The following is a 25,362-nucleotide window of genomic DNA, read 5'->3' as shown; positions in this document are numbered from 1 at the left end:
CGTTAGGCTCGGCATATGACTGAGTTTCGGGTCAATCGAGATGACCCTACGCACGCTCTGGCGCAGGTGTGGCCGCCGTTCGGCCTGCGCATCGAGTCCCCGCAGCTGGTGCTGCGCCAGGTGCGGGAATCGGACTTCCCAGCCTACGTAGCGGCGGCATCCTCGGGGATCATGACCACCGGCCGGAATTCCTTCGCCTCCCCCTGGGACGAGAATTCCCCGGAAGACATCGCCAAGAACTCCCTGACCTGGCTGTGGTCCAAACGCCCCGCGATCGGCCCGGATTCCTGGTATCTCATGCTTGCTGTCTTCACCCGCCACGATGACGGCACCGAGGATTCGCTGATCGGCATGCAGGACGTCTGGGCTGAGGACTACCGCGTGCTGCGGACAGTGCAGTCAGCCAGCTGGCTACGTGCCGATGCGCAGGGCAAAGGCTACGGCAAGGAGCAGCGCGCGGCGATGCTGATGTGGGCCTTCGACCATTTTGGTGCCGAGTACGCCGAATCAGGAGCATATGACTGGAACGAGCCCTCCAAGCGGGTCTCCGAATCGCTGGGCTACTTCCAATGCGGAACCCGCCGAGTGACCGATGCCCACGGCCGCCAGCCGGAGTGGGAGATCCAGTACCGGATGGCCAAGAATGATTTCCTGCGCCCCAGCTGGTCGGTCCAGGTCGAAGGCAACGAGCTGCTGCAGGACTTCATGCTGCTGAGCAGTCGGCACCGGGCTCAGCAGAACCCCGCCCCCGAGCAGCATGCCTGAGCAGCCCTTCAAGGTGTCCGCAGCATGGGCACGCCGCACAGTCGTCGAGGCGCAGCACATACCCGCCCCCGGAACCCCGGGTCCGTATGCTGACGCCGCGGACGTGCTGCGCGGCATCGGCCTGATCCAGCTGGATCCGCTGACGCGAGTCTCCACCGCGCAGCGCCTGACGTGCCTGACCCGGCTGCCCCGGACCCACCGTGCAGAGCAGGTCGACGCCGCGCTCTGGCCCGGACACCGCCCGGTCGCCTTCGAATCCTTCACCAAAGTGGCATGCCTCTTCCCGCTTCAGGACTGGGCGCTGCTGGAGCTGCGGCGTCAGCATGTCCGCGACACCTACGCCGGATCGCTGCCGGACCATCTGCGCCACCAGATCCGGGAGGTGGTGGCCGCCGCACCCGGCGGAGTGAAGATCGGCACGCTGGAAAAAGCGTTGAGCTCTGCGCGGACCACAGGCTGGAACTGGTCCGAGGTCAAGCGCGCTGCAGAGCTGATGGTGCGCACCGGCGAACTGGTCATCACCGCACGTGAGGGCGTGGTCCGGCTCTTCGACCTGCCCGAGCGTGCACTGCCCGCCGAGATCCGCCACGCAGAAGAGCTCCCCGCGGAGCAGCTGCGGGCGCAGTTGGCCGCCCGCGCGGTCAGCAGCCTCGGGGTGATGACCGCAGGGGACTTCGCACACCACTACCACCTGAGCAGGCGCGACGCCGCGGACGGGATCCGCCGGGCAGGCCTGGTCCCCATTGAGGTCGAGGGTTGGAAGGACACCGCGTATGTGCCGGCCGAGGCATTGGATGCCTCGCCGCTGAGTCCCCCCTCCCGCGACGCTGGCCCCGGGCCGATCCGTCAGGCGAGGCTGATCGGCCCCTTCGACCCGCTGCTGCGCGACCGGCGCCGGGCTCAGCGGGTCTTCGGCTTCGACTACACCTTCGAGGCATATGTGCCCAAGAGTAAGCGCGTCTACGGACACTATGTCATGGGTGTGCTCTCTGGATCCGAGCTGATCGGCCGGGTGGACCTGTGGCGGAGCAAGGACGAGTTGGTCCTCCACCGTGTGTTTCCCGAGCCCGGCACCCCGGCGCGCAGCGTCGTCGCCCGGGCGAGATCTGCCGCAGGCACACTGTCCCGCCAGCTGGGAACCCAGCTGCGCCTGCTCGAAGGCTGAACAGCGCCGGCAGCTGCGGGCGTTATACGCTGAGCACTGAGAACTGACCTGAACCGCTAGGAGGAACTGTGGCCATTGTCCGCGACGTCACCATCGAAATCCCCACGGGGTCCCGTGTGAAGTACGAGATCGACCACCAGACGCACCGGCTGCGGCTGGACCGAGTGCTGTTCACCCCCATGCAGTACCCGACCCACTACGGCTATTTCGATGACACGCTCGGCGAGGACGGCGACCCGCTGGACGCCCTCGTCTACCTCCCCGGCGTGGACCTGATTCCCGGAGTGGTGGTGGAGGCCCGCCCGGTGGGTGTGCTGAACATGACCGACGACGGCGGTGGCGACGCCAAGCTGGTGTGTGTCCCGGATGACAAGCGCTTCGACCACATCCAGGAGATCGGCGACCTGGGCGAGCACCTGATCCAGGAGATCGAGCACTTCTTCACTCGCTACAAGGACCTGGAGCCAGGCAAATGGGTCAAGATTGAAGGCTGGCAGGGCCGCGAAGAGGCCGAGGCCGAGCTGACGCGCTCCATCGAGCGGTTCACCGCCTGACCAGACAGCTGCGACTGCAACATCCGGTGGGACACCCCGGGGCAGAACCCCGAATGTCCTACCGGATGTGGCATTTAATCCTCCGTGTGGGCCGCTTGCGCTACATGCGATGGGACTTCCGTCAGAGCATGACGGTCCGTCCCATCGGATGTGCCGCTCCCGGCTGAGCCGGCTCTCACTGGTATGGCCAGGTGCACCAGGCCGACCCCTGCGGAGACCGCGAGCCTCAGGCGCTGATAAAGCTGGCCACCCAGGCGTAGTCCCATGCGCGGTCCTTCCACTTCTCGTACCGCCCCGAGGCCCCGCCGTGACCGCCATCCAGCTCGGTCTTCAGCACAATCGGGGCTTGGCCCAGCTGGTGTTCGCGCAGCACAGGAACCCACTTGGCGGGCTCCACGTACATCACCCGCGTGTCGTGCAGAGACGTCACTGCGGCAATGGCCGGGTAGCGTGCTGGGCGGACGTTCTCGTAGGGCGAGTAGGACTTCATGTAGCGGTAGACCTCGGGGTCCTCGATCGGGTTGCCCCATTCCTCCCACTCCCCGGCCGACAGCGGCATCTCCGGGTCCAGGATGGTGGTCAAGCTGTCCACGAACGGCACCTGCGCCACAATCGCTCGGTACTTCTCTGGAGCCAGGTTGGCCACCGCCCCCATCAGCAGGCCGCCGGCGGACCCGCCCATCGCCGCCAGCCGTGTGGCGTCCGCCCACCCGCTGTCCACCAGGTGATCGGTGACGGCCAGGAAGTCGGTGAAGGTGTTCTTCTTGTGCAGCTTCTTCCCGTTCTGGTACCAGAGCCGCCCCAGTTCACCGCCGCCGCGGACATGGGCAATGGCGTAGACAATCCCGCGGTCCAGCAGGCTCAGCCGTGGCACGGCGAAGCCCGGGTCATTGGAGATCTCATAGGAGCCGTAGCCGTAGATCACCGCCGGGTGGGTGCCGTCGCGCCTGAGGTCCTTGTGATGCAGCACCGTCACCGGAACCTCGGTCCCGTCGGGGGCAGTCGCCCACTCCCGCACCGCCCGGTAGTCCTCCCGGTGGTAGTCGTTGACTGGAGTCTCCCGGCGCAGGATCGGCACGGGATCCTGATGAGGAATGTCATAGATCCGGTCGGGCACCAGCCAGGAGGAGTAGCGGACTCGGAACAGGGGGGCGTCATAGCTGGCCTGTTCCACGCTGATGGTGTGCATCGTGTCTTCGAACACCGGGCCGGGGAGCGACGCCGCCTTCACACCGGCCGCGCCGTCACGCACCTGCCGGACGGTGTCCCAAGACAGCATCCGCACCGAGGGATTGGCGCTGATGCGGGCCTCCACCAGCACCTGAGCGGCAGTGACGATGACGCTGTCGTCCAGCTTCACGGCGTCGTCGTGCTGGATCACAGTGGGCCCCAGGTCCAGCTGGTCACTGCCGGCCTGGCCCAGCAGCGCCTCAGCGGTGGTCAGCGACACTGCGTTGTTGGGGCCCTGCTGGTTATGGGTGATCAGCAGCATCGCCTCACCGTCGACCTCACATGGTGCCACCGAGTTCAACACCCTGCGCTCGGCTGGCACAAGGAGCTGCGGCTCAGCGGCGGGGTCGGTGAGGTCCAGCAGCCGGGTGGCGTTCCACTCCGAATTGCCGGATTCGATCACCAGCTGCCGCCGATCGGCTGAGAGTCCGGCGCCCAGCCACTGGGTGACATCCGTGATCTCCAGCAGAAGCCGGTCCTGGGTCGCGGGCGTCCCCACGGTGTGCTGCCACAACCGGTGCGGCCGCCACGCAGCGTCGGCGGTCAGGTAGTAGGCGCGCTTCCCGTCGGGAGACAGATGCACCCCGTAGTGGACGTTCTCCACCGACTCCGGCAACGCCTGACCGGTCTGCAGGTTCCGCAGCCGCAGGGTGAAGTGTTCGTCCCCGGAGGTGTCCTCCACATAGGCCAGCAGCGTCCCGTCCTCGCTGACCGCCATACCGCCCAGGGAGTAGAAGGGGTGGGCGGATGCTTCGGCATTCGTGTTGAAGTAGGTTTCCTCCCCGGGCAGCGTTTCCCCTGCGGTGACCTCCGGGGGTGTCCATGCGGACAACGACGACGCCTCCGCAGAGGCCGGGACGCGACAGAACACCGGGTGCTGCTCACCCTCGATAGTCCTGAGGAAGTACCACCAGCTGCCCCGGCGGGCCGGCACTGAGAGGTCAGTCTCCACAGTCCGCCGCTTGATCTCCGCATAGATGGCGCTGCGCAACGGCTCCTGCTCCGCGGCGACGGCCTCAGTGTAGGCGTTCTCGGCGGCAAGGTGCTCCAGCACCTGCGGATCGTCCTTATCGCGCATCCATTCGTACGGATCGCAGAAGGTGTCGCCGTGGCGGGTGCGCTGGGTGGGGATCTTCTTGGCAAGGGGCGGAGAAGGGGTGGTCATGGGACCATTCAATCAGAGGCTGCAGCCGCTCCCGGCGGAGTCATTCGCCCGGGCGGATCAGCCCTGATTCATACGCTATGACCACAATCTGCGTCCGATCACGCAGCTGGAGCTTGCTCAGGATCCGTGAGACGTGGGTCTTCACCGTCTGCTCAGCCAAGAAGAGGCTGGCGGCGATTTCCGCATTGGCCAGGCCCCGGGAGATCAGCCGCATGACATCCAACTCGCGCTCGGTGAGTCCTTCCAGAAGTGCTGTGTTTTGCACGGGAGAGGGAGGTCTCTCGGCGTAGTCAGCGATGAGGGTGCGGGTGATCCGCGGCGACAACAGCGCCTCCCCTTGTGCCACTACGCGTACTGCGTGTATGAGCTCCTCCGGGGTGGCGTCTTTGAGGAGGAATCCGCTGGCACCTGCGCGCAGGGCGGCGAAGACGTACTCGTCGGCGTCGAAGGTGGTGAGCATCAGAATCCGCGGCGGACTGGCTGCCTCGCTCAGCACGGTACGTGTGGCCTCGAGGCCATTGACTCCGGGCATGCGGATGTCCATCAGCACCACATCGGGCTGGGTGCTTTCCACGATCTCCAGAATCCCGGCGCCGTCCTCCGCGGTGCCCACCACGTGGATCCCGGGCTGGGCGTCCAACAGTGCGGCGAATCCGGCGCGGATCATGTGCTGATCGTCCACGACGAGTACGCGCACATCGTCAGCAACAGGTGAGGTTGTCACGGGTTCACGGTACAGCAGGCCGCCGCAGGGCGCGGGAGCCTGCAGCGGTTACGTACTGTTGTACTCTATGACCTCCCCATGGCTGCACGCTGAGCACACGCGAGGGATCGCCTCCCGGTTGGCACGTGACTACACCTACGTGGTGCCGGGCTTTCCGATCGCGGTGTTCAGCTTCAGCCTGTTGCTGGTGATGACGGTGGTTTCGGCGGTGACGGCCATCATCTGGGTCGGGGCGCTGCTTATGCCACTGACTCTGGTGGTGGCCTCAGGCTTCGCGGAACTGGACCGGACCCGACTGCGCATTTGGGGAGCCACTGCCCCGGCGGTCGTCTACCAGCCCCTGGGCACGGGGGTGTGGGGGAGACTCCGAGTCTTAGCGGACCCGCGGCGGTGGTTGGACCTCGTCTTTGAGACGTTCATTACGATTGCGCTGCGGGCGGTGACCTTCACCGTGGCGGTGCTGTGGTCGCTCGCCGGGCCGGCGGCGGTGACCTACTTCTTCTGGTCGCTGTTCCTGCCGACCCCGGGTGTGCTGATCCAGCTGCTCGGCTTGATCAACCCGGTGTTGGTGCCGCTGTCAGCCATTGGGCAGTACGTCTTGGACGCGGGAGTGCTTTTTCTGCTGGGCCTGGCGTTCATAGCGACCCTGCCGGCGGTGATCCACGCGCTGGCGGCTGCAGACGCTTCGTTGAGCACGGCGCTGCTGACTTCAGGAGAACGTGCGCACGCCGGGGGGTCCCGCCCAGATACCAGGTATCGGACCGCTTCCTTCAGCTGTGCTGCCTGGTCCTGGATCGGCACCGGGTTTGCGGCCCTGGTGCTGTTTTCGGTCGCCTGGCCGGTCACCGTCGCGGTGCATTCGGTCAATGTGGTCCTCGCGCTGCTGCTGGTGCTGGTGCACTGCGGGGCCGCGGTGCTCACGCTCACCCGCCCCTGGACAGGCCTTGCGCTGTCAGTGGGCGCGGCCGGGGGCATCATGATCGCTACCGTCAGCTCTTCCCCCGCGCCCTGGCCGTGGCCGGTCACCGCGATGATCACGCAGTCTGCGGTTCTGATGGTCGCAGCTCTGGCGCGGCCCTGGTACCACGCAGTCTCAGCCTGGTGTGCCGGGGTTGTGCTGACGCTCGTGGCCCTGGTCAGCGTCTCCGAAGTGCCCGCCGGGGCCATGGCCAATAGTGTGGTCTACGCCTCCTTGACGGCCGGCGTCGTCGTGATCGGGATCCTGGTTCGGATCTGGATACTCAACGCGGGGCGGTTGGAGGAAGCGCAACGCACCAGCGCGCAGCAGGACCGTCGGCGCAAGGAGCTCCAGGAGCGTAACCGGATTGCCCGTGAGCTCCACGACGTCGTCGCACACTCCATGTCTGTGATCAGCGTGCAGGCGGCGACTGCGCAGTACCGCATCCCGGGGATGAGCGCCGCCGCACTGCGTGAGTTCGATGACATCGCGGAATCCTCCCGGCAGGCGCTGAGTGAAATGCGCATGCTGCTGAGCATCCTCCGCGGCGACGACGACGTCCCCACCGCCCCGGAGCCGGGATTGGATGACATCGACCGGCTCATCGAATCCACCCGCGCCTCTGGGACCACGATTACCTATAGCGGCCTGAATCTGGGTGAGGATGTCCACGCGCCTGCGGCGACGGGACTGGCCGCCTACCGGATAGTTCAGGAAGCGCTGAGCAATGCGCTGCGACACGCCCCCTCCGCCACCGTCGACGTAGATGTCACTGCCGAGGTTCACCACCAGGTGAGGAGCCTGCGCATTGCGGTGGTGAATGGTCCTTCGCCCGATGGGGTGGTGGATCCTGCTCCTGGGGCGGGGTTGGGGTTGAGCGGTATTCGGGAACGGGCTTCTGCCGTCGGCGGGAGTGTGACCACGGAGCATACTGCCGCGGGGGGATTCGCCCTCCGGGCGCACTTGCCGCTGTGACAGTACCCCGGTAGGGGGTCAGATTGGCTCCACCGGGTGACGTGCCACAGGCTCCGGTGACGTACCGTGAAAGCAAGAGCGGACGGTCACCAGTTCGCCACGGCCGTGTGAGGAAGGGATTCCACCCGATAATGACGATCACCCAGGACACTGCACCGGCGATCAGGTCTGAGCGCAGGCCGGTCAGGAACCGGCAGACCAACGACTTCTTTGAACTCGCCCAGCGGGTCAAGGAGGCAGGGTTGATGGACCGCAGTGCTGAGAGCTATATCGGCCGGGTCATTGTGCTGGCTCTGAGCTTCATCGGTGCTGGGGCATTGCTGGTGGCCGTGGGCGACTCCTGGTGGCAGCTTGCCGTGGCGGCGCTCTTCGGTATTCTCTTCACGCAAGTGGCCTTCCTGGCCCACGACGCCGCCCATCAACAGGTTTTCAACAGCGGTCGGCGCAATGACCGGCTCTCCCGGATAGTCGGCAATCTCGTGGTGGGCATGTCCTACGCCTGGTGGGCGAAAAAACACGGAACCCACCACGCCCACCCCAATGTCATCGGCAAAGACGGCGACATCTCTCCAGGCACACTCGCCTTTGTCCCGGAGGACGCCGAGGGCCGCACCGGGCTGGCTGGATGGTTCGTCAAACGGCAGGGTTGGTTCTTCTTCCCCATCCTCATGTTCTTCGGCTTTGTGCTCCACTACCATGCGGTGCATGTTGTCCTGACCTCCGAGAAGGTCAAGCACCGGAAGACCGAAGGTGCCTTCCTCGCGGTTCGACTCATCGGTTACCCCGCACTGATCATCCTGCTGCTCGGCCCAGTCCTCGGTGCCGTGTTCATTGCCGTGCAGGTCGCAGTGTTCGGCGTCTACATGGGCGCCACCTTCGCCCCAAACCACAAAGGCATGCCGCTGATCCCCAAGGACGCCAAAGTGGACTTCATGCAACGTCAGATCCTGACCTCCCGCAATATCCGCGGCGGTCGGGTGATGAACGCCGCCATGGGCGGGCTGAACTACCAGATCGAGCACCACCTCTTTCCCCGCATGGCCAGTCCCAATCTGCGCAAGGTCCAGCCGCTGGTCCGGCAGTTCTGCGCAGAGCGCGGCATCACCTACACCGAAACCGGTCTCATCGAATCGTGGGGGATTGTCATCCGCTACCTCAACCGAGTCGGACTCGGTTACGCCGACCCCATGGACTGCCCCGTCACCTCGCAGTTCCGCCCCCGCTGACCGGTCCGCCGCGGCAGTTGACCGCGGTCCGATAACCGCACAGGATGACGGGTGTGAGTTCCTCCCCGCCCGAGCCTGCCCCGCGGAACGCGCCCCCGGGCACAGTGACCGAGGTTTTTCTCGTCTTCCTCCGACTCGGGCTGACCAGTTTCGGCGGGCCCGTGGCGCACCTGGCCTACTTTCGTGAAGCGCTGGTAGAACGTCGCCGCTGGGTCAGTGAGCGTGCCTATGCAGATCTCGTGGCGCTGTGCCAATTCCTGCCGGGGCCAGCATCCAGCCAAGTAGGCATGGCCCTGGGCCTGCAGCGCGCCGGGCTCTGGGGAATGTGTGCGGCGTGGTTCGCCTTCACCATGCCTTCGGTCATTCTGCTGGTGGCCTTCGCCTATGGCGTGGCCGGTGCTGGAGACCTCTCTGAAGCGGGATGGGTCCACGGGCTGAAAGCCGCGGCAGTGGCCGTCGTCGCCCACGCAGTCCTCGGAATGTCCCGGACGCTGACTCCGGATGCGCCGCGGGCGACGATCGCCGCGTTGACCATGATCATCGTGCTGCTGCTTCCCACACCCTTCATCCTGGTGGCGGCCATCGCCGTGGCAGGGCTCATCGGACTGGTGTGGCTGAAACCTGCGGCGGAGACCTTTACCGAGGGTGATGAGTTCAGAGTCCGGGTCTCTAAGCGGCTCGCAGCCGGATGTCTGGGACTCTTCGCCCTTCTGCTGGCCGGGCTTCCCCTGCTGGTGGGGCTGACCGGCAACGCCTACGCAGCACTGGTGGATCTCTTCTACCGCGCCGGGTCACTGGTCTTCGGCGGAGGCCATGTGGTGCTTCCGCTGCTGCAGGCCGAGACGGTCACCACCGGCCTGGTGGAGGCTGACACCTTCTTGGCCGGCTATGGTGCGGCCCAGGCAGTTCCCGGTCCGCTGTTCACCTTCGCCGGGTTCCTGGGTGCGTCCACACTTGAGGGGCCCGGCGGCATTCCGGGAGCGGTGATCGCCATCGCGGCGATCTTCCTGCCCGCAGCGCTGCTGGTGCTCGGAGCGCTGCCGTTCTGGGAGGCCCTGCGCAGCCACACCCAGGTCCGGCGTGCCCTGATGGGGGTCAACGCCGGAGTGGTCGGTATCCTCGCTGCGGCGCTCTACGACCCAGTTTTCACCGCAGGAGTGCTCGACGTCGGCCTCGGTGCGCTGCTGCTGGCCATCGGAGCATTCACCGCGCTGAACAGTTGGAAAGCCCCCGCCTGGGCTGTGGTGCTCGTCGCCGGGGTGTTGGGCTGGCTCGCCCTCTAGAGTCCGCGCCGGTGCGCTGAACTGAGGGCCGCCCTCGTTACCCTAGAGGACTATGACTCAGCGCCGTCGTCCTTCCCCCGCCGTGTATCGCCGCCGGCGGCTGGCTGCGGCGCTGCTGGCGGTCCTCGCCCTGGCCCTGGCGGTGTGGGGCGCACGCCTGCTCTTCGATGCACTGACCGAGGAATCCGACCAGCCCGGTGCCAGCCCCCTGAACGGGACGGAGAACCAGAACGACGACGCCGCTGCCACCCCGGAACCGACCCAGGACCAGGAGACTGAGGCCGCAGAGCAGGAACCCGAAGAGGAGGAGACGGTGGAGGAGGGCGTCTGCACCGCTGAGGACATCGAAGTGCGGGCTCGGACCAGCCATGAGTCCTACGACGCCAGCACCGCACCGCTGCTGATGATGGAGATCGAGCACGTCGGCACCTCAGAGTGCACGCTGGATGTGGGCACTGAAGAACAGGAATACCGGGTCTCTACCGGCGGCCGGGAAATCTTCACCACCGCGCAATGCGACCTTCGCGGGGAGTCCCTGGAGATGGAGCTTGAGCCGGGCCAGGCCGAACGTGCCAATATGCTGTGGCCACGCTCCGACTCCTCGGTGGACTGCTCCGAACCGGCGGATCTGGCCACTGCGGAATATCAGCTCACGGTGGCGGTCTCCGGGATCACCAGCGAGCCACATACTTTTCAGATGAGCGGGAGATCGGAATGAGCCACAACCCCAGCACCAGCTCCGCAGAAGCCCAGTTCCAGATCAGACCGGCGCGGACCTCCGATGTGGCGCGCATCGTGGAGATGGCGCAGCCACTGGTGGAGAAGCGGGTGCTGGTACCCAAGGAGCGGGTGACGTACTACGAGTCCATCCAGGAATTTCTGGTGGCGGAGGACTCCCACGGCCACCTCATAGGGTTCGGCGCGCTGCACGTGATGTGGGAGGACCTCGCTGAGGTCCGCACGCTGGCGACCCTGGACTCCTGGCGAGGCCACGGCGTCGGATCCGGGCTGCTGCACCAGCTGCTGGCCCGTGCCACTGACCTGGGGGTGTCCCGTGTCTTCTGTCTGACGTTTGAGGTGGAGTTCTTTCTCCGGCAGAACTTTCGCATCATGGCGGACCAGGCCCCGGTGGACCCTGAGGTGTACGTCGAGCTGCTGCGCTCGCCGGACGAGGGTGTCGCGGAGTTCCTCGACCTCGCCCGGGTGAAGCCCAACACTTTGGGCAATACACGCATGATCCTGGATCTGGATACCGAGTCGTCCTGAGCTGTTCACTCTGAGTTCACCCCGGCAGCAACTTCTGGTCACCTGAGGTTCTTAGCGTGGCATCCGGCTGAGCAAGCGCGCCTGAGGTCAGGAGCACTTGCCGGTAAATGCCACAACCCTATGGAACTTGGCGGCTGCGCGCAGACGCCAACGCTCAATCCTCAGAGAGGCACAAACGTGAACGCAGCAAGTTTCGGCCGCACGGCGGCCCTCCTGTCCCTCGCATCATTCGTGCTCGTGGCCTGCGGTGAGGCCAACAACCCGGTGGCCGAAAACGGCGATGAGAACGGAAACGGGGAGAACGGCGGCGGTGAGACCAGCGAGGTCCAAGGCACTCTTGTCGGCGGGGGCGCTTCCTCGCAGGAGGCTGCCATGACCGCCTGGACAAATGGGTTCACCTCAGTGGCACCCGAGGCGCAGGTGAATTACGCCTCGGTCGGATCGGGAGCCGGGAGGGACGGATTCCTCGGCGGTGAGTATGACTGGGCTGGCTCCGACTCAGCCATGGAAGACGAAGAGTGGGAGCAGTCGAAGGAAATCTGCGGTCCCGATGGCGCGTTCCACATCCCCGCCTACATTTCGCCGATCGCTGTGGCATTCAATGTTGAAGGCATCGACGAGACCCTCAATCTCGACGCCGACACTATCGCGAGCATCTTCTCCGGGGAGGTCACGTCCTGGGACGACGACGCCATCGCCGAGCACAATGAGGATGTGGACCTGCCGGACACACCCATCACCGTGGTCCACCGCGCCGATGATTCCGGCACCACGGACAACTTCACTGAGTACTTGGAAGCGGCCGCCAGCACCTGGGAGTGGGAGGCCAGTGACGCCTGGCCCTCAGAGATTTCGGCGGAGTCCGCTCAGCAGAACTCGGGCGTAGTGGATCTCACTTCACAGACCGACGGTGCCATCACCTACGCGGACGCTTCACAGATCGGCGGATTGAACTCTGTTGCGGTCTTGGTCGGCGAGGACTACGTCGAGCACAACGCAGAGGCGGCCTCGCAGGCGGTCGCCTCCTCCACACCGGTCGAGGGCCAGGCGCCGAACAACATGGCAGTGGAGCTGGACCGCGACACCGAGGAAGCAGGCGCCTACCCGATAGTCCTGGCCGCGTACAACATCTTCTGCAATGAGTACCCAGACCAGCAGACAGCTGATCTGGCGGTCGCCTTTGCGGAGTACCTCGTCTCCGAGGAGGGCCAGCAGACAGCCGAGGCTGCAGCTGGCAATGCCCCGATGTCGGAGGATCTGCGCAGCACTGCCATGGATGCGATTTCGCAGATCAGCGCACAGTGACCACGCGAGCTCAGTCGCCCAGCGCCCGCAACACGCTTGTCACCTCTGACTCCGGGGGAGTCATGGGTGACAAGGTGTTCTCGGGGCTCGCTCTGCTGGCTGGGGTGGCAATTCTGGCCACCCTGGTGTTCGTCGCGGTGTTCCTCAGCTTCAACTCCGTCGGAGCGGTGTATCGGGAGGAAGAGGGCCTGATCATCCGCCAGTTCCTGCAGTATGCGTATCCGCTGGTGATCGGGACTTTGATCGCCTCACTGATCGCGCTGCTGCTGGCGACACCAGTGGCTGTGGGCGTGGCCCTCTACATTTCCCACTTCGCCCCGCCCCGGCTGAGCAAGTCCATCGGGTACGTCATCGACCTGCTCGCGGCGATCCCGTCGGTGGTCTACGGCGCCTGGGGGATGAGCTTCCTCGGCCCCACGTTGGTGCCTTTGTACGGATGGCTACACCAGCACCTGAGCTTCATTCCGCTCTTTGCTGGCAGCCCCTCGCAGACGGGCAGGACTATTTTCACTGCGGGTGTGGTGCTGGCGGTGATGATCCTGCCGATCATCACCTCGGTCTGCCGGGAGATCTTCATCCAGACGCCCAAGCTTCATGAGGAGGCGGCCTTGGCGCTCGGGGCGACACGCTGGGAGATGATCACCATGGCGGTCTTCCCCTTCGCCCGAGCCGGCATCATCTCCGGGGTCATGCTCGGTCTGGGTCGTGCGCTGGGGGAGACCATGGCGGTCGCGCTGGTCCTGTCCCCGGGCCTCCTGACCGCCTCGCTGATCTCTGCAGGAAACAGCACCATACCCGCGGAGATAGCCCTGGGCTTCCCTGAGGCGCCGCCCGGATCGGAGCGCCAGGCTCAGCTGATCGCCATCGGGCTGGTCCTGTTCATCATCACGCTGATCGTCAACATGACCGCACGCTGGATTGTCAGCCGCCACAAAGAATTCTCCGGAGCGAACTGATGACTCAGACACAGCAGCAACCGATGCCTACCTCCGTGCAGGGACCTGCCGGTCCCGCGAACCAGCATGCCCCGGCCCCGGCCAGCACCCCCCGGCCCAGGTCGCTGACGCAGCGTCACATGCCCTGGTGGGTCAGCCTGGTGATCTTGGCGGTCTCGGCAGTGCTCGGGGCGGCTCTGAGCGCGCTGATGACCTTCAATATGGCGATCTGGTTCATCCTCACGGCAGTGCTCTACGTGATCATCAGCTACGGAGTCACCCGGGCGAAGGTGAGCAGGCGCAAGGCCACAGACACGCTGTGGAAGCACCTGGTGTACCTGGCTTTCATCATCGCACTGCTGCCGCTGGTCTCGGTGATCTGGTCGGTCACCTCGATCGGCATCCCCGGCCTGCTTGAACCTGGTTTCCTCGCCTCAGATATGCGGGGCATCGACGGCACCATTGACCGCAGAAGCCAGGAAGAGGGTGAGCCGGTCCTGGGTGGGATCCGGCACGCATTGGTGGGTTCGCTGCTGATCACCCTCAGCGCCACCTTCATCTCCGTGCCGATCGGCCTGATGACCTCGATCTACCTGGTCGAATACGCCCGTGGAGGGCCGCTGGCGCGGGCCATCACGTTCTTTGTAGATGTGATGACCGGGATTCCCTCCATTGTTGCCGGTCTGTTCGGAGCGGCAGCGGTGGGGTGGTTCCTCGGGGTCGGAAACAGCCTGGGTCTGGGGCTGCCGACGCGCTCCACCATGGGAATTACAGCCGCGATTGCGTTGTCGGTGCTAATGATCCCGGTGGTCGTTCGCACCACCGAAGAGATGCTGAGAGTGGTGCCCAATGAGCTCCGCGAAGCTTCCTATGCACTGGGTGTGCGGAAGTGGCGGACGATCCTGAAGGTCGTGATTCCCACCGCAATCTCCGGGATTGCTGCCGGGGTCACTCTGGCCATTGCTCGAGTCATCGGTGAGACCGCGCCCATCCTGGTGACCGCAGGGTTCATCGTCAGCAACAACTGGAACATGTTCCAGGGTTGGATGACAGCGCTGCCGGTGTTTATCTTCCGGCAGTTTCAGAACCCGACGTCGCCCAATTTCTCCGACCCGTCCCACCAGCGGGCGTGGGCAGCGGCTCTGGTGCTGATCATCATCGTGATGGGCCTGAATCTCACCGCACGTCTGATTGCCACGTTTCTTGCGCCGAAGAACACCGGCCGCTGACTTCCCTTAATCATCCTCAAGAAAGCATGTGTTGAAGCAATGTCCAAGAGCATCACCGCCAAAGACCTCAACGTGTACTACGGCGACTTTCTCGCCGTGGAAGGGGTGAACATTGAGATCGCCGCACGGTCGGTCACCGCGTTCATCGGGCCTTCCGGGTGCGGCAAGACCACCTTTCTGCGCAGCCTGAACCGGATGCATGAGGTCCTTCCCGGCGCACGTGTGGAGGGCCAGCTGCTGCTGGATGACGATGACATCTACGCCCCTGGGGTGGACCCCGTCTCAGTGCGGGCGATGGTCGGTATGGTCTTTCAACGCCCCAATCCGTTTCCCACCATGAGCATTCGGGAGAACGTGCTGGCTGGCTACAAGCTCAATGGTGCGCGGATGTCGAGGTCGGACGCCGACGGGATCGTGGAGAGCGCGCTGCGCGGGGCCAACTTGTGGAACGAGGTCAAAGACCGGCTTGACCGGCCCGGTTCCGGTCTCTCCGGTGGACAGCAGCAGCGCCTCTGCATCGCCCGGACCGTTGCGGTGAAGCCCGAGGTCATCCTGATGGACGAACCGTGTTCTGCGCTGGACCCCATCTCCACTCTCGCCATCGAGGACCTGATCGCTGAGCTGCAGCAGGAGTACACGATTGTGATCGTCACTCACAATATGCAGCAGGCAGCCCGTGTGAGTCAGAACACCGCGTTCTTCAACATTGCAGGCTCCGGGAAGCCGGGCAGGATGATCGAGTATGCCGAGACCTCTACGATCTTCAACAACCCCAGCAATCAGCAGACCGAGCGGTACGTCTCTGGAAAATTTGGGTGATCACAGCAGTGGGCTCAGCGCCAGAGTGAGAACGGCGGCTCCGGCTCCCGTCACCACCGGGGTGGCAGCCCAGTAGAGGGCGATGCGCCTGCACTGCCGCCAGTTCACCGTGGCAAACCGCTGGTTTGACCCGGCGCCAATGATCGCGCTCGCCGCTGTCAGTGATGTCGACAATGGCAGCGCCAATCCCAGGGACCCCATGAACAGCAGTCCCGAGGTGGCCGTCGTCGCAACCATCCCGCGCAGCGGGTCGATAACCACCAGACGGTGGGCCAGCACATGCCCGATCCGCCAGCCTCCGTGCAACGCTCCCGCGCCAATCAGCACAGCGAAGACCACATAGGCCGGGCCCATCCACCCCTCAGGATCGGCGATACCTGCGGCCCCCAGGGCAATCAGCAGCACAAAGGCAAACCGCTGTCCCTGCTGCAGGCCCGTACCCAGGGACGTCACGCCCACAGAGACTGACTGCAGGCCTCGGGCGATGCGGTTGACATCGTGCGGGTCCTCACCGCGCGCGATTCGCACGGCGGCAAAGACCAACACATAAGCCAGCCCGACGGCCACCAGCGGCGAGATCAACAGCGTCAGCAGCGGCGTCAGCCACGGCAGCGCCCACACGCTCTGGGTGCTGACGTCCCCTATGGACACTGCAGCAAGCGTGCCACCGAGCAGGGCCGCCAGCAGGCCGTGGGTGAGCGAGGTCGGCATGCCCCGGAAATAGGTGAACAGGTTCCACCCGAAGATCGCCGCCAATGCTGAGGCCACCACGCTGAGCGCCATGGCGGCCTCCATGTCGGGGAACTCGAACCAGGAGAAGAGGTAGAGGCCCAGAGGCATTGCCAGCAGTACGCCCAGGGCATTGAACGACGCCGCTGCACGCACGGCCATGCCCGGGGTCAGCGCACGGGTGCGCACCGGGATCGCGATGGAGTTGGGGACGTCATGAAGGCCTGCGAGGTACAGGGTCGGCGCCATGATGGCGACGATCAGCGCCAACAGCAGAACTTCCACCTCAGGATTCCCGGACGATGATCGACCCGCAGATCGCAGCAACCTGCCTCAGCGAATGGACAGCCGCCAGGATCTGGTCCGCCAACTGTGCCTGCTGCTGAGCAATATTGGGCTGGAAGGCCGAATCCGTGGAGGTGACCCAATCGCGGTGTCGCCTGTTGGCCTGCTTGCTCAGCCGCTGCAGCTGCACCCAGTACTCCTCCAGGTGGTCAAAGTCCTCCAGCCGGCCCATCGCTTCGCCGGTCAGCTCCGCCTGGCGGGTGAGGGATTCAAGCATTTCGGCAGCCTCTTTGGGCAGCTCGAGGCCTTTTCGACGCAGAATGAGGTCCCCGGCCGCCACCACATGCTCCATAGTGCGGTTCAGCTGCTGGGAGATGGCGAAGATGTCTTGGCGCGGAAGCGGGGTGAGGAAAACGCTGCGAATATGGGTCATGAGGTTGAAGTGGAGGTCCATGGTGCGGCCCTCCAGGCCCAGCAGCTCCTCCTGGTGGGAGGATAGCTCCCCGGCAGGTGTACCCAGCAGCTGGGCAAGTAGGCTCAGGCCGGAGCGCAGCTCGGCTGTGATACTGATCAGCAGCTCTGCTGATTGGTGCTTCCGATGGCGGTTGAGAGCTTTCATGCGGTCCCGGCCCCTGGTCAATGCGATGCGTCCTGCCGCTGAAGGTAAACGGCAGGTATGTGACAGATGGTGAGTGTATATCCACCGGGTGAACAGCTGCGGACCAGCTAGCCGTTCAAAGGGGGTGGGTGTCGGGCTGGGAACGCCTCACGGCGCGTGGCCGCTCGTAGCGGCTAAAGGTTGGAGCCCGGGGGTTACCTGCAGCCCGACACCTGAAGACCAGTGTGCCGCTGCACCCGGGACTCGGTCAAGCCGCGCGTGTGGACGGTGGCCCGGCGGCGGCGTGGGCTGGCGGAGCGCTGCAGCAGACCGCCCCCGGTGGATCTACCCCGACTCTTCGTTAACACCTCACGCTATAGCGCAGGGTCATGCGAGCAAGGCTGGGTAGAACGGGCAAGGCGGGGTAGAACGAGCGAGGCGGCACCACGCGAGCAGGACGCGGCCATGGCGCCCCGCACGCGCCGGGGAGGCGCACCCCCGGGGTCACTTGATGTAGGGCACACCTTCGGCTGCCGGTGGACGCACCCGTCCGACGAAACCGGCGACGGCGAAGATCGTGATGACGTAGGGCAGCATCAGCAGCATCTCTGAGGGGACCGGTGTGCCGATGGTGGAGAGCACCTGACCTACGGAGGTGGAGAACCCGAAAAGCAGGGCGGCCAACAGCGCACCCTTAGGATTCCAACGCCCCAGAATCATGGCGGCCAAGGCGATGAACCCTTGTCCGGCTGACATTTCTTGGCCGAACGCCAATCCCTGACCCACCGTGAAGTAGGCGCCGCCCAGGCCAGCGATGCCGCCGGCCAGCACGGTGTTGAAGACCCGGGTGCGTGGGACATTGATGCCAACGGTGTCGGCGGCCTTGGGGTGTTCACCTACGGCACGCATGCGCAGCCCCCACCGGGACTTGAAGACCAGGATGTGAAGGGCGAACACGATGACATACATCAGGTACACAAGGATGGTCTGGTTAAACAGCACCGGACCGATGATCGGGATCTGGCTCAGGCCCGGGATCGGCAGCCGTGGCAGCTGCTGACGGGCGTTCCACATCTCTGCGTTCTGTGTCAGCACGGTGGAGTACAGGAAGCTGGTCAAGCCGATCACCAGCACATTGAGCACCACCCCAACGATGATCTGGTTCACGTGGTACTTCACGGCGAACCACACCAGCAGCCCGCCCACGGCCGCACCGGCAAACGGTGCGGCGAGCAGTCCCACATAGGCGGAGGTGAAGAACGACGCCGCCACTGCAGCAAGGAACGCCCCAGCCAGCAGCTGGCCCTCGATTGCAATGTTGATGATGCCCGAGCGTTCACCCACCAGACCGCACATGGCCCCGAAGATCAACGGCACCGACAGCATCAGGGCCCCGGCGAGCAGGGTGACCACTGGGATGAAAGCACCCCGGCCGGCCCCCGCGTAGACCAGGAACGCCAGCACGAACAGCAGGCCGAACAGCATGGGGTGCCAGAGCCCGAGCTTGATCCGGCGCGCGGCGGCGACGACGGCCAATACGCCCAGACCGAGCTGGAGCAGACTGAGCACCAGGGCCGTGGCAAATGAGGGCAGGTTCGCCGCGGGGAGGGTGACAATATCTGTTGCGGTAGCCAGCCGGAACTGTGTCACCGCTCCGCTGGGGGTCAGGAACGTGAACGCTCCCAGTGACAGCAGTGCCAGCAGCACATAGGTGATGGGGAACTTCCACTTGATGGGCTGCAGATGTGTATCTGCCTCGTGGCGGGGCTCCGCTCTGACCGCGGCAACTGACTCCTGGGTGGGCTGTTCACTCATTTGCTCACCTCCTGCGTCGGCGCGGGCTCAGAGGCAGCTTCTGCGGCCTGTTGGTCTCGGAGTCGGCGTCGCCGGCGGACTCGCGGACTGCCGTCCGGGTGGGGCAGGAAGAAGATGGCGCGCACCAGCGGCGGAGCGGCGATCAGCAGCACGATCACCGACTGCAGCACCAGCACAATGTCGATGGGGGTGCCGGTCTGCGCCTGCATCAGCACACCGCCTGCGCGGAGTCCGCCGAAGAGCACCCCGGCCAGGAAGGTGCCCAGGGGTCTGGAGCGTCCCAGCAGGGCTACGGTGATCGCGTCGAAGCCGAGCGTCCCGGCGATTCCGGCCGCCAGGCGGTACTCGGTGCCCAAGAGGTGGGCCGCACCGCCGAGCCCGCAGAGCGCACCACCGATAATCAGCACCAAGGCGGTGGCCTTCGGAACATTGACCCCGGCGGTACGCGCAGCCTCCGGATTCTCACCGATGGCGCGCATTTCAAAGCCGAGGGTGGAGCGCTCGAGCAGCCACCAGACGAAGATGGTGGCCGCAATGGCCAGGAGGATACCGGCGTGGAGTCGGAACCCAGTGCCCAGGATGCCGAAGAGCCGGGCGGATTCGTCGACCGAGGCGGAGATGGGCTGATTGGATCCGGTCTGAACAAACCACTGCTGGCGCAGCAGCCAAGCAATCAGGTACAGCGCAATGTTGTTGAGCATGATCGTGACGATCACCTCATTGGCACCGGTCTTGGCCTTCAGGACACCTGCGATGCCTCCCCAGATGGCGCCGCCGAGGGCCCCGCCGACGAGTGCGAGCAGCAGGTGCGCGCCCAGGGGAAGCTGGAAGGCGTAACCGATGAAGGCTGCGCAGGTGGCGCCCAGAATGATCTGGCCCTGACCCCCGATGTTGAGCATTCCCGAGCGGAACCCGATGGCGATGCCCAGCCCGGCCAGGATCAGCGGCACCGCGTTGACCAGGGTCTCGGTGATGGGTCGGATCGCTCGCTGCGGGGTGGCCGCCTGCCAGTCGTAGACTGCACCTCGGAACAGTGCCGAGTACGCATCTCGGATCACCTCAAAGCTGGTGAGGAAGAAGTCTCCGGGCCGGGCGAAGAAGTACCCCATGGTGGCCTGCACCTGCGGGTTGGTGGCCAGGATGAGCAGCGCACCCACTACAAGGGCCACCAGTACCGAGAGCAGGGTGATCACCCAGGAGGCTTGGGAGAGCTCGCGCACTGCGTAGTGCAGGCGGGACTCGGCCTCCTTCAGAGCGCCCCCGGGGGTGCGGGCGTCGTCGCTGGTCTGCTGCGTGCTCATGCTTGGGCCTCCTCGTCTGCTTCACCGAGGATGGTGTGGTGCTGCTCCGCCTGGGTGTAGGCCTCCTCGACCGGCACCCCGGCCATCATCAGCCCCAACACATCCCGATTGGTGTCGCCGGGGACGATTCCCACCACGACGCCGCGGTACATCACCGCGATCCGATCGGCCAGGTTGCTCACCTCGTCGAGCTCCGTGGAGACGATGAGGCAGGGGGTACCTTTGTCCCGCTCCTCGATGATGGTGCGGTGGACGAATTCGATGGACCCGACGTCGAGCCCGCGGGTCGGCTGGCTGGCCAGGAAGAGCCGTATATCGCGGCTCATCTCCCGGGCCAGCACCACTTTCTGCTGGTTGCCCCCGGAGAGCGTGGATATGGGGTCGTCCACGGTGCCGAGGCGGACGTCGAACCGTGAGGTCTGATTCACTGCGGCCTCACGCATCACGCTCGGTCGCATTGCGACGCCGTTGGAATACGGCTGCTGGTCATATTGGTCCAGGACGAAATTCTCAGTGATGGAGAACGCGGGGATGACCCCGTCAGTGGACCGGTCTTCGGGCACGAACCCGATGCCGGCATTAAGGCGTTCTTTGACGCTCATCCGGCGCAGGTTGGTGCCGTCCAGGGAGATGGTGCCGGCCACGGCGCTGCGCAGCCCGAGGATCGCCTGAGCCAGCTCGGTCTGGCCGTTGCCGTCAACGCCGGCGACGCAGAGTATTTCCCCGCGGGCGATGCTCAGGCTGACGTTGTCCAGGACGACTTTCCCGCTCCCGGAGACCACGGTCAGTCCCTCGACCGAGAACCCGATCTCTCCGGGGGTCGCGGGTTCCTTCTGCGTGGCGAGGTTGACCTCCCGGCCCACCATGAGACTGGCCAGCTCCGTCTCAGTGGATTCAGGGAGGGCCTCGCCGACGATCTTGCCGCGCCGGATAACCGTGATCTTGTCAGCGATAGCCCGGACTTCCCGGAGCTTGTGGGTGATGAAGACAATGGAGGTGCCGGCTTCTTTGAGCTGGCGCATGATGCTGATCAGTTCGTCGGTCTCCTGCGGGGTGAGCACGGCGGTTGGCTCATCGAGGATGAGCACCCGCGCATCCCGGGACAGTGCCTTGATAATTTCCACGCGCTGCTGGGCACCCACGGGAAGGTCCTCGATCATCGCGTCGGGGTCGACGTCGAAGCCGAAACGGGCAGAGATCTCCTGGACGCGATGCCGGGCTTCCGCGAAATCGATCATGCCGGCGGTCTTGGTGGGTTCATAACCCAGCATGACGGACTCGGTCACGCTGAAGACCGGGATCAGCATGAAGTGCTGGTGCACCATGCCGATCCCGGCCTCCACGGCGTCTCCGGGACCATCAAATGTCACGCGCTTATCGTCGAGGAGGATCTCGCCCTCATTGGGGGAGTGCAGCCCGTAGATGGTGTTCATCAGCGTGGACTTACCCGCGCCGTTCTCACCCAGCAGGGCGTGGATCTCCCCAGGTTGCACCGTCAGATCAATCTGATCATTGGCGGTGAAGGTGCCGAAGCGTTTGGTGACACCTTTGAGCTGCAGCTTCATGCCACTAGTTCTCCTCAGACGGGTTGCGCTGTGGGGATGGGTACTACTGTGGAGCGTTCTCAGACTCGACGACGGTCTCGCCGCTGATGATTTCCTCGGTCAGCTCGGAGAGCTTGTCCTTGACCTCATCCGGGACCTCGTCCTCGAAGTCGTGGAACGGGGCCAGGCCCACACCTTCGTTCTCCAGGTCGCCCACATATGGCTCGGAGGTGAAGTCTCCGGCGACGCCTTCTTCGACCGTATCGTAGACCGCCTGAGAGATCTGCTTCAGCACTGAGGTGAGAATGATGTCCCCGTAGTCGGTGGACTCGTATCCGTCGGTGTCCACCCAGATCAGCTTGGCTTCCCCGTCATCTTCGATGGCGCCTGCAGCGCCGAGGCCCACCGGACCTGCCACGGGCATGATGATGTCGGCGTCCTGGGCCAGGAACTGCTCGGTGAGCGCGCGTCCGGCGCTCTGGTCGTCGAATCCGCCGGAGAAGGAGCCGTCCTGTGCGTCCTTGTCCCAGCCGAGCAGGCTGACCTCAGCGTCGTGGTCCTCGTTGTAGCGCTCCACGCCGTCGGCGAATCCGTCCATGAACACGGTGACCGAGGGGATCTGGAGTCCGCCAAAGGTCGCGACGGTGTCGGTCTCGGTCATAGAAGCGGCCAGGTATCCCGCCAGGTAGGAGGCTTCTGAGGTGTTGAACACCAGTGGCTTACCGTTATCGGGTTCGTCGGGAAGGGTGGAGTCGATGATGCCGAAGTTGAGATCTGGGTTGTCCAGAGCGGCGTCGTTGATGGCGTCCTCTAGCAGGAAGCCCACCCCGAAGGTCAGATCGCAGCCCTGCTGGACCATGGCATCGACGTTGGGTCCGAAGTCAGCTTCGGAGGAGGACTCAGCAGTGGAGGAGTTGATGCCGAAGTCGTCGATGGCGTTCTGGAGGCCGGTGTAAGCAGACTCGTTGAAGGACTGATCGTCCCACCCGCCTTCGTCGGAGACGAGACAGGCAGTGTAGTCGGGGTTGTCTTCGGCTTGGGCTTCGCCGTTCTCCTCGTCTGTATCGGGCTCATCGTCGGGGGCTTCGCCGCAGGCGGAGAGGGCGAGCACGCCGACGGCAGCCAGGCTGAAAAGTGTTTTGGGCTTGAAAGACCTCATCGTGGATCTCCTGTGGTGTGAGTGATGCGAGCGCCGATGTGGCGCAGTGGGGCCATATTACAGTCCTCAGTCGAGAGCGCCGGTGCGGAAGGCTCGAGCTGAGGATTCAAGTTCCTCGGCCGTAGTTACCAGCCGGTTCGCTCGCTCGGTGAGCACCTGGGCTTCGCGGGCGCTCACGTGTGCCCTGTCGGCCCAGAGAGCCTGGCCTCGGGCGATGACTCGGCAGAAAGCACCCGCACGGTCGAAGGCGACGTCAATGTCTCCGGAGTACATCCCGGCAAGAAGGTGGTCGGTGAGTCGGTTCATCTCTTCTGCGGTCGGTGGTTCGGCGACTCCCGCAATGGCGGAGGGGGCAGAGTGGCTGCGTCCGAGCCGGTAGAACTCACTCATCCGTTCCGGGGACTTCTGAATGGCAGCTCGCAGCGCATAGATCCGCCACAGCGCTCCGGCCAGTGACCGGGCAGGGGAGTGTGCCCACAACTCGGCAATCGCTTCAATACCCTCTGTTTCCGCGAGTCGAACGAACCGCGCAGTGGCCTCCGGGTCCGCCGCGTGCCGCCCCTGATTGATCAGCGCGTGGGCGGTGTCATGCGCGGCTTGGGAGATGTCGGCCGGGTCAGCTCCACCCTCGCGTCGGTCGAACGACGCGGGGTCTGAGTACGCGGGACGGCGGTAACGCGGGGCATGTTTCATGGGACCGCCATGATAGCTGGACTCGCCGCTGCATTCGCAGAGGACCGGCTCGAGTATGGTTGTGGCGCGGTGTGGGATACCATAGTTTCTGGCCTTTTTGACGGCCAGATCCAACACGACCAGGGCCTTTAGCTCAGCTGGTAGAGCATCGGACTTTTAATCCGCTTGCGAAGGCGATAGGCCAGCCTGGCAGTGAGTCACTAGATCCCCGCCATATCAGCGATCCCAGGCCATCGACAGCTTGCTTAGTGAGTGCCCAATGGCCGTCTGGTGGCCATTTTGGTGGCCATTTTTCCGAGCGCTAATCGCCCACAGCAGTAATCAGCTAGGCTTTGCGCAAGGTTGGCAAGCTCACCGCTCTCTGCCGGATGCGCAGTTCGGCCCAAGCCGTGTCCCGCGACGCCCTATAGGCTTGATCTATGACACCTCTTCCGCCCCTGATACGCCGTCAAGGCATGACTCTTGTGACGATCGTTAAGAACTATGGAACCGCTGACGAAGAGCGAGTGGAGACTGAGGCCCAACTGCTGAACTCGAATGAGGCCTACTTCGCTCTCGAGGACCCTCTCTATGAAGGTGACCACGTCGAGATGCCAGACCCCAGGGGCGGGACGATACTCAAGGTCGCGGCTGAAATCGAGCAGAACCCGATGCCCGCCAGCATGAAAGCATCATTCGGCCGCTCCAACGGTTACGCAAAGGTAAAATGGGGCCAGGCCCAGCCTGTGCGCCAGGCTCCGGTGCGGCGACTAAATCTTGAACTACTGCATTCGGAGGTCATCTCCTCAGCAAGCACGCTATTCGCGGACGGTCAGTATGACTCAGCTATCACTGAGGCTATGAAGTCGGTCGAAGTCCGGGTGCGACGACTAACCGGTTTGGAGCTGTCGGGAGCGCCACTCATGCAGGAGGCGTTCAAGCCCCAGGGGTTCAAACTCGATGTGGGAGTCGAGGAAGGGCGCAGTGGCGAGGACGAGCGCGATGGTTTCTTCCACCTGTTCCGGGGCGCTATGGTAGGGATCCGAAATCCGAAGGCACACGAGCTTGCCCACGGCGACGACCCGAATGAGGCGCTGGAGACGCTCGCGCTGGCCAGCCTCCTCCATCGCCGCCTGGACATCGCCGAGTCCCGGCTGAGCAGGTGATCCTGTAGCCAGCAGCAACTGTTTCGTAGCTACTTCTAGCTCAGATCTTCAGGCTGACCGGGCCCTACTGTTTTCCTAGCGCCTCAGGTGTGCGGTGCCCGCGCCATCAAATCGGCGGCCATCAGCTGACGACGAGGTGAGGCGCCTATTGAGCGTCAGTGTCAGCCTCGTAGAACAACTGCGTGAGATCCTCACGCATCTCGTACTCCTGCTCACCCATGGTCTCAGTGTCCACCTCAGCACCTAGTAGTCCTGCGTCAGCAAGGGCATTATTGAGACGCCATGCATCTTCGACAGCAGCTTGTTCTTCAGCTCGCGTGGTGCAGTGCCTACAGATATATGAGCCGTCTATCGTAGCCTCACCCTCGTCAAACTCATCGCTTTCGACGCTCACCACTCTGCTGCATCGGATGCACTTTGCATTGTCGAGGTCCATGTGCTGATTCTCCCACTATCACGATTGGTGTAGAACGGCGATGAGGCCCTGAACCAAC

Annotated in this window: 23 protein-coding genes; 13 read left to right on the top strand and 10 right to left on the bottom strand. The window is 64.5% G+C overall.

The window, feature by feature from the left end; all coding sequences use genetic code 11:
• Nucleotides 1-15: 15 nt before the first annotated feature.
• The 3 genes from FEF27_RS08960 (at nucleotide 16) to FEF27_RS08950 (ending at nucleotide 2,484) form a co-directional block, all read left to right on the top strand.
• Nucleotides 16-765, top strand: coding sequence for a GNAT family N-acetyltransferase (locus FEF27_RS08960; protein ID WP_138170520.1), 750 nt, complete (start codon nucleotides 16-18; stop codon nucleotides 763-765).
• Nucleotides 758-1,930, top strand: a complete 1,173-nt coding sequence (locus FEF27_RS08955) for a DNA glycosylase AlkZ-like family protein (RefSeq protein WP_138170519.1) — start codon at nucleotides 758-760, stop codon at nucleotides 1,928-1,930. Before FEF27_RS08960 ends, FEF27_RS08955 begins: the two co-directional genes overlap by 8 nt.
• A 74-nt stretch (nucleotides 1,931-2,004) precedes the next feature.
• Nucleotides 2,005-2,484 (top strand): inorganic diphosphatase, encoded by a 480-nt coding sequence (locus FEF27_RS08950; RefSeq protein ID WP_138170537.1) that lies wholly within the window; start codon nucleotides 2,005-2,007, stop codon nucleotides 2,482-2,484.
• A 226-nt stretch (nucleotides 2,485-2,710) separates the two neighbouring features.
• Here FEF27_RS08950 and FEF27_RS08945 read toward each other — a convergent pair whose 3' ends face one another.
• A complete protein-coding gene (locus FEF27_RS08945) occupies nucleotides 2,711-4,879 on the bottom strand; it encodes a S9 family peptidase (protein ID WP_138170518.1) in 2,169 nt (722 codons plus the stop codon).
• A 40-nt stretch (nucleotides 4,880-4,919) separates the two neighbouring features.
• Nucleotides 4,920-5,603: a response regulator gene (locus FEF27_RS08940; RefSeq protein ID WP_424991677.1), complete on the bottom strand. Its 684-nt coding sequence runs from the start codon at nucleotides 5,601-5,603 to the stop codon at nucleotides 4,920-4,922.
• A 67-nt stretch (nucleotides 5,604-5,670) separates the two neighbouring features.
• Between FEF27_RS08940 and FEF27_RS08935 the strand changes: the two genes are divergently transcribed.
• The 9 genes from FEF27_RS08935 (at nucleotide 5,671) to pstB (ending at nucleotide 15,599) form a co-directional block, all read left to right on the top strand.
• Nucleotides 5,671-7,536 carry a sensor histidine kinase gene (locus FEF27_RS08935; protein ID WP_138170517.1) on the top strand — a complete coding sequence of 622 codons (1,866 nt, stop codon included), beginning with the start codon at nucleotides 5,671-5,673 and terminating at the stop codon, nucleotides 7,534-7,536.
• A gap of 131 nt (nucleotides 7,537-7,667) precedes the next feature.
• Entirely contained in the window at nucleotides 7,668-8,762 is a 1,095-nt protein-coding gene (locus FEF27_RS08930) for a fatty acid desaturase family protein (protein ID WP_138170516.1), read from the top strand.
• A gap of 53 nt (nucleotides 8,763-8,815) precedes the next feature.
• On the top strand, nucleotides 8,816-10,045 hold the full coding sequence (gene chrA / locus FEF27_RS08925; RefSeq protein ID WP_243729171.1) for a chromate efflux transporter: 1,230 nt from the start codon (nucleotides 8,816-8,818) through the stop codon (nucleotides 10,043-10,045).
• Between the two features lie 52 nt (nucleotides 10,046-10,097).
• A complete protein-coding gene (locus FEF27_RS08920) occupies nucleotides 10,098-10,763 on the top strand; it encodes a hypothetical protein (RefSeq protein ID WP_138170514.1) in 666 nt (221 codons plus the stop codon).
• Nucleotides 10,760-11,311 carry an amino-acid N-acetyltransferase gene (locus FEF27_RS08915; protein WP_138170513.1) on the top strand — a complete coding sequence of 184 codons (552 nt, stop codon included), beginning with the start codon at nucleotides 10,760-10,762 and terminating at the stop codon, nucleotides 11,309-11,311. Before FEF27_RS08920 ends, FEF27_RS08915 begins: the two co-directional genes overlap by 4 nt.
• A gap of 177 nt (nucleotides 11,312-11,488) precedes the next feature.
• The gene (gene pstS, locus FEF27_RS08910) at nucleotides 11,489-12,616 is read left to right on the top strand and encodes a phosphate ABC transporter substrate-binding protein PstS (RefSeq protein WP_243729170.1); all 1,128 of its coding nucleotides are present in this window, start codon (nucleotides 11,489-11,491) and stop codon (nucleotides 12,614-12,616) included.
• A 62-nt stretch (nucleotides 12,617-12,678) separates the two neighbouring features.
• Nucleotides 12,679-13,572, top strand: coding sequence for a phosphate ABC transporter permease subunit PstC (pstC, locus tag FEF27_RS08905; protein WP_138170535.1), 894 nt, complete (start codon nucleotides 12,679-12,681; stop codon nucleotides 13,570-13,572).
• Nucleotides 13,573-13,595: 23 nt separating this feature from the next.
• The gene (gene pstA / locus FEF27_RS08900) at nucleotides 13,596-14,780 is read left to right on the top strand and encodes a phosphate ABC transporter permease PstA (RefSeq protein ID WP_424991676.1); all 1,185 of its coding nucleotides are present in this window, start codon (nucleotides 13,596-13,598) and stop codon (nucleotides 14,778-14,780) included.
• A 39-nt stretch (nucleotides 14,781-14,819) separates the two neighbouring features.
• Entirely contained in the window at nucleotides 14,820-15,599 is a 780-nt protein-coding gene (gene pstB, locus FEF27_RS08895; RefSeq protein ID WP_138170511.1) for a phosphate ABC transporter ATP-binding protein PstB, read from the top strand.
• Here pstB and FEF27_RS08890 read toward each other — a convergent pair whose 3' ends face one another.
• The 7 genes from FEF27_RS08890 to FEF27_RS08860 all read right to left on the bottom strand — a co-directional run bounded on the left by FEF27_RS08890 (nucleotide 15,600) and on the right by FEF27_RS08860 (nucleotide 23,723).
• Complete coding sequence (locus FEF27_RS08890; RefSeq protein WP_138170510.1) at nucleotides 15,600-16,613, bottom strand: inorganic phosphate transporter; 1,014 nt, start codon at nucleotides 16,611-16,613, stop codon at nucleotides 15,600-15,602.
• 1 nt (nucleotide 16,614) lies between these two features.
• Nucleotides 16,615-17,232, bottom strand: coding sequence for a DUF47 domain-containing protein (locus FEF27_RS08885; RefSeq protein WP_138170509.1), 618 nt, complete (start codon nucleotides 17,230-17,232; stop codon nucleotides 16,615-16,617).
• 483 nt (nucleotides 17,233-17,715) lie between these two features.
• Entirely contained in the window at nucleotides 17,716-19,026 is a 1,311-nt protein-coding gene (locus FEF27_RS08880; RefSeq protein WP_138170508.1) for an ABC transporter permease, read from the bottom strand.
• The gene (locus FEF27_RS08875) at nucleotides 19,023-20,327 is read right to left on the bottom strand and encodes an ABC transporter permease (RefSeq protein WP_138170507.1); all 1,305 of its coding nucleotides are present in this window, start codon (nucleotides 20,325-20,327) and stop codon (nucleotides 19,023-19,025) included. Before FEF27_RS08875 ends, FEF27_RS08880 begins: the two co-directional genes overlap by 4 nt.
• Nucleotides 20,324-21,892: an ABC transporter ATP-binding protein gene (locus tag FEF27_RS08870; RefSeq protein WP_138170506.1), complete on the bottom strand. Its 1,569-nt coding sequence runs from the start codon at nucleotides 21,890-21,892 to the stop codon at nucleotides 20,324-20,326. The genes FEF27_RS08875 and FEF27_RS08870 overlap by 4 nt, the downstream gene beginning before the upstream one ends.
• Nucleotides 21,893-21,935: 43 nt before the next feature.
• On the bottom strand, nucleotides 21,936-23,030 hold the full coding sequence (locus FEF27_RS08865; RefSeq protein WP_138170505.1) for a BMP family lipoprotein: 1,095 nt from the start codon (nucleotides 23,028-23,030) through the stop codon (nucleotides 21,936-21,938).
• A gap of 66 nt (nucleotides 23,031-23,096) precedes the next feature.
• Nucleotides 23,097-23,723: a hypothetical protein gene (locus tag FEF27_RS08860; protein ID WP_138170504.1), complete on the bottom strand. Its 627-nt coding sequence runs from the start codon at nucleotides 23,721-23,723 to the stop codon at nucleotides 23,097-23,099.
• 455 nt (nucleotides 23,724-24,178) lie between these two features.
• On the opposite strand from FEF27_RS08860, the gene FEF27_RS08855 reads away from it, so the two are divergent.
• On the top strand, nucleotides 24,179-24,868 hold the full coding sequence (locus FEF27_RS08855; protein ID WP_166429981.1) for a TIGR02391 family protein: 690 nt from the start codon (nucleotides 24,179-24,181) through the stop codon (nucleotides 24,866-24,868).
• Nucleotides 24,869-25,013: 145 nt separating this feature from the next.
• On the opposite strand, the gene FEF27_RS08850 is transcribed toward FEF27_RS08855, so the two are convergent.
• Nucleotides 25,014-25,304, bottom strand: coding sequence for a hypothetical protein (locus FEF27_RS08850; protein WP_138170502.1), 291 nt, complete (start codon nucleotides 25,302-25,304; stop codon nucleotides 25,014-25,016).
• Nucleotides 25,305-25,362 lie beyond the last annotated feature (58 nt).

The sequence above is a fragment of the Nesterenkonia sphaerica genome, from assembly GCF_005771565.1.
Taxonomy (GTDB): domain Bacteria; phylum Actinomycetota; class Actinomycetes; order Actinomycetales; family Micrococcaceae; genus Nesterenkonia; species Nesterenkonia sphaerica.
The sequence above is the reverse complement of the archived record's forward strand: the minus strand, read 5'-3'. Positions and strand labels throughout refer to the sequence as shown.

Excerpts from the sequence above, each read along its gene's own strand:
- FEF27_RS08955 (WP_138170519.1), top strand. The coding sequence starts at position 758 with ATGCCTGAGCAGCCCTTCAAGGTGTCCGCAGCATGGGCACGCCGCACA.
- FEF27_RS08865 (WP_138170505.1), bottom strand. The coding sequence starts at position 23,030 with ATGAGGTCTTTCAAGCCCAAAACACTTTTCAGCCTGGCTGCCGTCGGC.
- pstC (WP_138170535.1), top strand. The coding sequence starts at position 12,679 with ATGGGTGACAAGGTGTTCTCGGGGCTCGCTCTGCTGGCTGGGGTGGCA.
- FEF27_RS08930 (WP_138170516.1), top strand. The coding sequence starts at position 7,668 with ATGACGATCACCCAGGACACTGCACCGGCGATCAGGTCTGAGCGCAGG.
- pstA (WP_424991676.1), top strand. The coding sequence starts at position 13,596 with ATGCCTACCTCCGTGCAGGGACCTGCCGGTCCCGCGAACCAGCATGCC.
- FEF27_RS08960 (WP_138170520.1), top strand. The coding sequence starts at position 16 with ATGACTGAGTTTCGGGTCAATCGAGATGACCCTACGCACGCTCTGGCG.
- FEF27_RS08880 (WP_138170508.1), bottom strand. The coding sequence starts at position 19,026 with ATGAGTGAACAGCCCACCCAGGAGTCAGTTGCCGCGGTCAGAGCGGAG.
- FEF27_RS08875 (WP_138170507.1), bottom strand. The coding sequence starts at position 20,327 with ATGAGCACGCAGCAGACCAGCGACGACGCCCGCACCCCCGGGGGCGCT.
- FEF27_RS08920 (WP_138170514.1), top strand. The coding sequence starts at position 10,098 with ATGACTCAGCGCCGTCGTCCTTCCCCCGCCGTGTATCGCCGCCGGCGG.
- pstB (WP_138170511.1), top strand. The coding sequence starts at position 14,820 with ATGTCCAAGAGCATCACCGCCAAAGACCTCAACGTGTACTACGGCGAC.
- FEF27_RS08860 (WP_138170504.1), bottom strand. The coding sequence starts at position 23,723 with ATGAAACATGCCCCGCGTTACCGCCGTCCCGCGTACTCAGACCCCGCG.
- FEF27_RS08915 (WP_138170513.1), top strand. The coding sequence starts at position 10,760 with ATGAGCCACAACCCCAGCACCAGCTCCGCAGAAGCCCAGTTCCAGATC.
- FEF27_RS08935 (WP_138170517.1), top strand. The coding sequence starts at position 5,671 with ATGACCTCCCCATGGCTGCACGCTGAGCACACGCGAGGGATCGCCTCC.
- FEF27_RS08850 (WP_138170502.1), bottom strand. The coding sequence starts at position 25,304 with ATGGACCTCGACAATGCAAAGTGCATCCGATGCAGCAGAGTGGTGAGC.
- FEF27_RS08870 (WP_138170506.1), bottom strand. The coding sequence starts at position 21,892 with ATGAAGCTGCAGCTCAAAGGTGTCACCAAACGCTTCGGCACCTTCACC.
- FEF27_RS08945 (WP_138170518.1), bottom strand. The coding sequence starts at position 4,879 with ATGACCACCCCTTCTCCGCCCCTTGCCAAGAAGATCCCCACCCAGCGC.
- FEF27_RS08855 (WP_166429981.1), top strand. The coding sequence starts at position 24,179 with ATGACTCTTGTGACGATCGTTAAGAACTATGGAACCGCTGACGAAGAG.
- FEF27_RS08885 (WP_138170509.1), bottom strand. The coding sequence starts at position 17,232 with ATGAAAGCTCTCAACCGCCATCGGAAGCACCAATCAGCAGAGCTGCTG.